Origin of the sequence: Pseudomonas brassicacearum, from assembly GCF_918698105.1 — a bacterium.
Taxonomy (GTDB): domain Bacteria; phylum Pseudomonadota; class Gammaproteobacteria; order Pseudomonadales; family Pseudomonadaceae; genus Aquipseudomonas; species Aquipseudomonas brassicacearum_F.
On record NZ_CAKKMI010000151.1, the window covers coordinates 1 to 4281 of the forward strand.

Below are 4281 nucleotides of genomic sequence, written 5' to 3' on the forward strand. Positions count from 1 at the left end.
CGATGGCGGTGCATCAGTCGACATCAATGCTGGCTGATCGGACGCCATCGCGAGCAAGCTCGCTCCCACAGGTTTTGGTGCATGCCGATCTGGGCCGTCGCGAAACCGTCCGGTCATGGCATAATCCTTCACCTTTTACTTTCAGCACCTGCAAAGGGGGCAGTTCCTTGACCGATTCAAGCAAAACGTTGCACCTTTTCGGCATCAAAGCCTGCGATACGATGAAAAAAGCGCGTACCTGGCTCGATGAGCACGCGGTGCGCTATGACTTTCACGACTACAAGACTGCCGGCATCGACCGTGAGCACCTGACCCAATGGTGCAACGAACATGGCTGGCAGGTGGTGTTGAACCGTGCTGGTACGACCTTTCGCAAACTCGACGACGAACGCAAAGCCGATCTCGATCAGCCGAAAGCCATCGAACTGATGCTCGCCCAACCCTCGATGATCAAGCGCCCGGTGCTCGATCTCGGTGACCGAACCCTGATTGGCTTCAAGCCAGATATTTATGCGGCAGCGATCAAGTAATCCTGCCCAGTCCATTTTGTAGAGGTAATTCCATGTCCACTACCCTGTTCAGCCTGGCCTTTGGTGTCGGCACTCAAAACCGTGAAGGCGCCTGGCTGGAAGTGTTCTACGCCCAACCGCTGCTCAAGCCGTCGGCCGAGATCGTTGCTGCCATCGCGCCGATTCTCGGCTACAGCGAGGGCAACCAGGCCATCACCTTCACCACCGCCCAGGCTTCGCAACTGGCTGATGCACTCCGTGGCGTCGATAGCGCGCAAGCCGCGCTGCTGACCCGCCTGGCCGAAAGCCACAAGCCGCTGGTCGCCACGCTGCTGGCCGAAGATGCCCAACTGTCTTCCACGCCTGAGGCTTACCTCAAGCTGCACCTGCTGTCTCATCGCCTGGTCAAGCCCCACGGCCTGAACCTGGCCGGCATCTTCCCCCTGCTACCGAACGTGGCCTGGACCAGCCAGGGCGCGATCGACCTGGCCGAACTGGCTGAACACCAGCTCGAAGCCCGCCTGCGCGGTGAGCTGCTGGAAGTGTTCTCGGTGGACAAGTTCCCGAAAATGACCGACTACGTGGTCCCGGCCGGCGTGCGTATCGCCGATGCCGCGCGGATCCGCCTGGGCGCCTATGTGGGCGAAGGCACCACCGTGATGCACGAAGGTTTCGTCAACTTCAACGCCGGCACCGAAGGCCCGGGCATGATCGAAGGCCGTGTCTCGGCGGGCGTGTTCGTCGGCAAGGGCTCGGACCTGGGCGGCGGTTGCTCGACCATGGGCACCCTCTCGGGGGGCGGCAACATCGTGATCAAGGTCGGTGAAGGCTGCCTGATCGGCGCCAACGCCGGCATCGGTATCCCGCTGGGCGACCGCAACACCGTGGAGTCGGGCCTGTACGTAACCGCCGGTACCAAAGTGAAGCTGCTGGACGAAAACAACCAACTGGTCAAAGTGGTCAAGGCCCGCGACCTGGCCGGCCAGCCTGACCTGTTGTTCCGCCGCAACTCCGAGACCGGTGCGGTGGAATGCAAGACGCACAAATCGGCCATCGAGCTGAACGAAGCACTGCACGCCCACAACTAAGTTTCACACCACCACCTGTGGGAGCGAGCTTTTTTTGTGGGAGCAAGGCTTGCGCCCACAAAAGCCCGCTCCCACAGGGTCCGGCGTCATTCCAGCAGGGCCCGAAAGCATGTTGATCCAATCCCCCTGGCGTGCCGATTTCCCGGCCATCGCCGCCCTGCAACGGCAAGGCCAGACCTACCTGGACAGCGCCGCCACCACGCAAAAACCCCAAGCACTGCTGGATGCCCTGACGCATTACTACGTCAATGGCGCGGCCAACGTGCACCGTGCGCAACATTTGCCGGGCGCCCATGCCACCCAGGCGTTCGAGGACAGCCGTCTCAAGGTCTCGCAGTGGCTCAATGGCGGAAACTGCGGGCAAGTGGTCTTCACCCACGGCGCCACTTCGGCGCTGAACCTCCTGGCCTACGGGCTGGAACATTTGTTCAACCCGGGCGACGAGATCGTCATCAGCGCCCTGGAACACCACGCCAACCTGCTGCCGTGGCAGCAACTGGCCGAGCGCCGTTCGTTGACCCTGGTGGTGTTGCCACTGGATGCCGACGGTGTGATCGATTCTGGCGCCGCCGCCGAACTGATCGGCCCGCGTACGCGCTTGCTGGCGGTGAGCCAGTTATCCAATGTGCTCGGGGCCTGGCAACCGGTGCCGGCGCTGCTGGCGCTGGCCAAGGCCCAGGGCGCGTTGACGGTGATCGACGGCGCCCAAGGCGTGGTCCATGGCCGCCATGACGTGGAGGCGCTGGGCTGCGACTTCTATGTGTTTTCCAGCCACAAACTCTACGGCCCCGACGGGCTCGGCGTGCTGTTTGGCCGTACCGAAGCCCTTGGCCACCTGCGCCATTGGCAGTTCGGCGGCGAAATGGTGCAGCAGGCCGATTACCACAGCGCCAGCTTCCGCCCGGCGCCGCTGGGCTTCGAAGCCGGCACGCCACCGATTGCCAGCGTGATCGGCCTGGGCGCGACCCTGGATTACCTGTCCGACCTCGACCCGCAGGCGGTCATCGACCACGAGGCAGCGCTGCACGACTACCTGCTCCATGGCCTGCTGGCCCGCAACGGCGTGCGCCTGGTGGGCAACCCGCGCCTGGCCCTGGTCAGTTTCGTGGTCGAAGGTGTGCACAACGCCGACCTGGCGCACCTGCTGACCGAGCAAGGCATCGCCGTGCGCGCCGGGCATCACTGCGCGATGCCGTTGTTCAAGCATTTGAAGCTTTCGGGGGCGATTCGAGTGTCGCTGGCGCTGTACAACGACTCCGCCGATCTCGAACGTTTCTTCGAGGCACTGGACCAGGCGTTGGAGATGCTGCGATGACCCTGCCCGCCGAGGCCGCCACCGCACTGCAGATTTTCCAGGACGCGTCAGGTTGGGAACAACGCGCCCGGCTGCTGATGCAATGGGGCGAACGTTTGCCGGCGCTGAACGAGGACGACAAGTGCGAGGCCAACCTGGTCCACGGTTGTGAAAGCCAGGTGTGGCTGGTGGGTCAGTTGCACGACGGGCACTGGCAGTTCTGCGCCAGCAGCGATGCGCGGTTGATCCGTGGGTTGGTGGCGTTGCTGTTGGCGCGGGTCAACGGTTTGTCCGCTGCCGAGTTGCAGCAGGTGGACTTGCCGGATTGGTTCAATCAGTTGGGATTGTCGCGGCAGTTGTCGCCGTCGCGTAGCAATGGGTTGAATGCGGTGCTACAGCGGATGCGCGAATTGACGCAATAACCGTGGCAAGGGAGCTTGCTCCCTCGCCACAAAAGCGGTCACTGTTCGGGCTTGACCCTATCCGACGGCCGCCGAACCCCCGCCACAATTTTATCCACAGCCTTGGTCGCCGCGACCATGCCAAACGTCGCCGTCACCATCATCACCGCACCGAACCCACCGGCGCAGTCGAGCTTGACGCCGTCGCCGACAAAACTTTTCTGCAGGCAAATGCTGCCGTCCGGTTTCGGGTAGCGCAGTTGTTCGGTGGAGAACACGCAGGGCACGCTGTAGTGGCGGGTCACGGTGCGGGAAAAGCCGTAGTCGCGGCGCAAGGTGGAGCGCACCTTGGAGGCCAGCGGATCGTTGAACGTACGGTTCAAGTCGCAAACCTGGATCAGCGTCGGGTCGATTTGCCCGCCCGCGCCGCCGGTGGTGATGATCTGGATCTTGCGGCGCTTGCACCAGGCGATCAGCGCAGCCTTGGCGTTGACGCTGTCGATGCAGTCGATCACGCAGTCGATGTTCGGCGTGATGTATTCGGCCATGGTGTCGCGGGTGACAAAGTCGGCCACCGCGTGCACGGTGCAGTCGGGGTTGATCCCACGCAGCCGCTCGGCCATCACGTCGACCTTGGGTTTGCCGACGGTGCTGTCCAGGGCGTGCAACTGACGGTTGGCGTTGCTGACGCAGACATCGTCCAGGTCGAACAGCGAGATTTCGCCCACGCCGCAACGGGCGATGGCTTCCGCCGCCCAGGAACCGACACCGCCAACCCCGACAATCGCCACATGGGCCGCCCGCAGGCGCTCCAGGCCTTCGATGCCATACAAACGGGCGATGCCGGCAAACCGTGGATCTTCTGTACTCATGACCATTACCCCAAAAACCGGCGCGCATTATAGGGCTTTGTCTCGGCAATTTAAGCAAAACCTCTGTGGGAGCGAGCTTGCTCGCGATGGCGTCAGTCCAGTCAATAGAGTATCGAC

The 4281-nt window shown here is 62.9% G+C and carries 5 protein-coding genes; 4 read left to right on the forward strand and 1 reads right to left on the reverse strand.

Annotated features, from left to right (window positions below; genetic code table 11):
• The first annotated feature begins 221 nt into the window (after nt 1-221).
• From LQ215_RS29285 to LQ215_RS29300, 4 genes are all read left to right on the forward strand, one after another.
• Nucleotides 222-530: an arsenate reductase gene (locus LQ215_RS29285; RefSeq protein WP_230153720.1), complete on the forward strand. Its 309-nt coding sequence runs from the start codon at nt 222-224 to the stop codon at nt 528-530.
• A 32-nt stretch (nt 531-562) separates the two neighbouring features.
• Nucleotides 563-1597: a 2,3,4,5-tetrahydropyridine-2,6-dicarboxylate N-succinyltransferase gene (dapD, locus tag LQ215_RS29290; RefSeq protein WP_058543194.1), complete on the forward strand. Its 1035-nt coding sequence runs from the start codon at nt 563-565 to the stop codon at nt 1595-1597.
• Between the two features lie 109 nt (nt 1598-1706).
• Entirely contained in the window at nt 1707-2912 is a 1206-nt protein-coding gene (locus LQ215_RS29295) for an aminotransferase class V-fold PLP-dependent enzyme (protein ID WP_230153717.1), read from the forward strand.
• Nucleotides 2909-3313, forward strand: coding sequence for a SufE family protein (locus LQ215_RS29300; RefSeq protein ID WP_230153718.1), 405 nt, complete (start codon nt 2909-2911; stop codon nt 3311-3313). Before LQ215_RS29295 ends, LQ215_RS29300 begins: the two co-directional genes overlap by 4 nt.
• A 38-nt stretch (nt 3314-3351) precedes the next feature.
• Here LQ215_RS29300 and tcdA read toward each other — a convergent pair whose 3' ends face one another.
• A complete protein-coding gene (gene tcdA, locus LQ215_RS29305) occupies nt 3352-4170 on the reverse strand; it encodes a tRNA cyclic N6-threonylcarbamoyladenosine(37) synthase TcdA (protein ID WP_230153719.1) in 819 nt (272 codons plus the stop codon).
• Between the last annotated feature and the right edge of the window lie 111 nt (nt 4171-4281).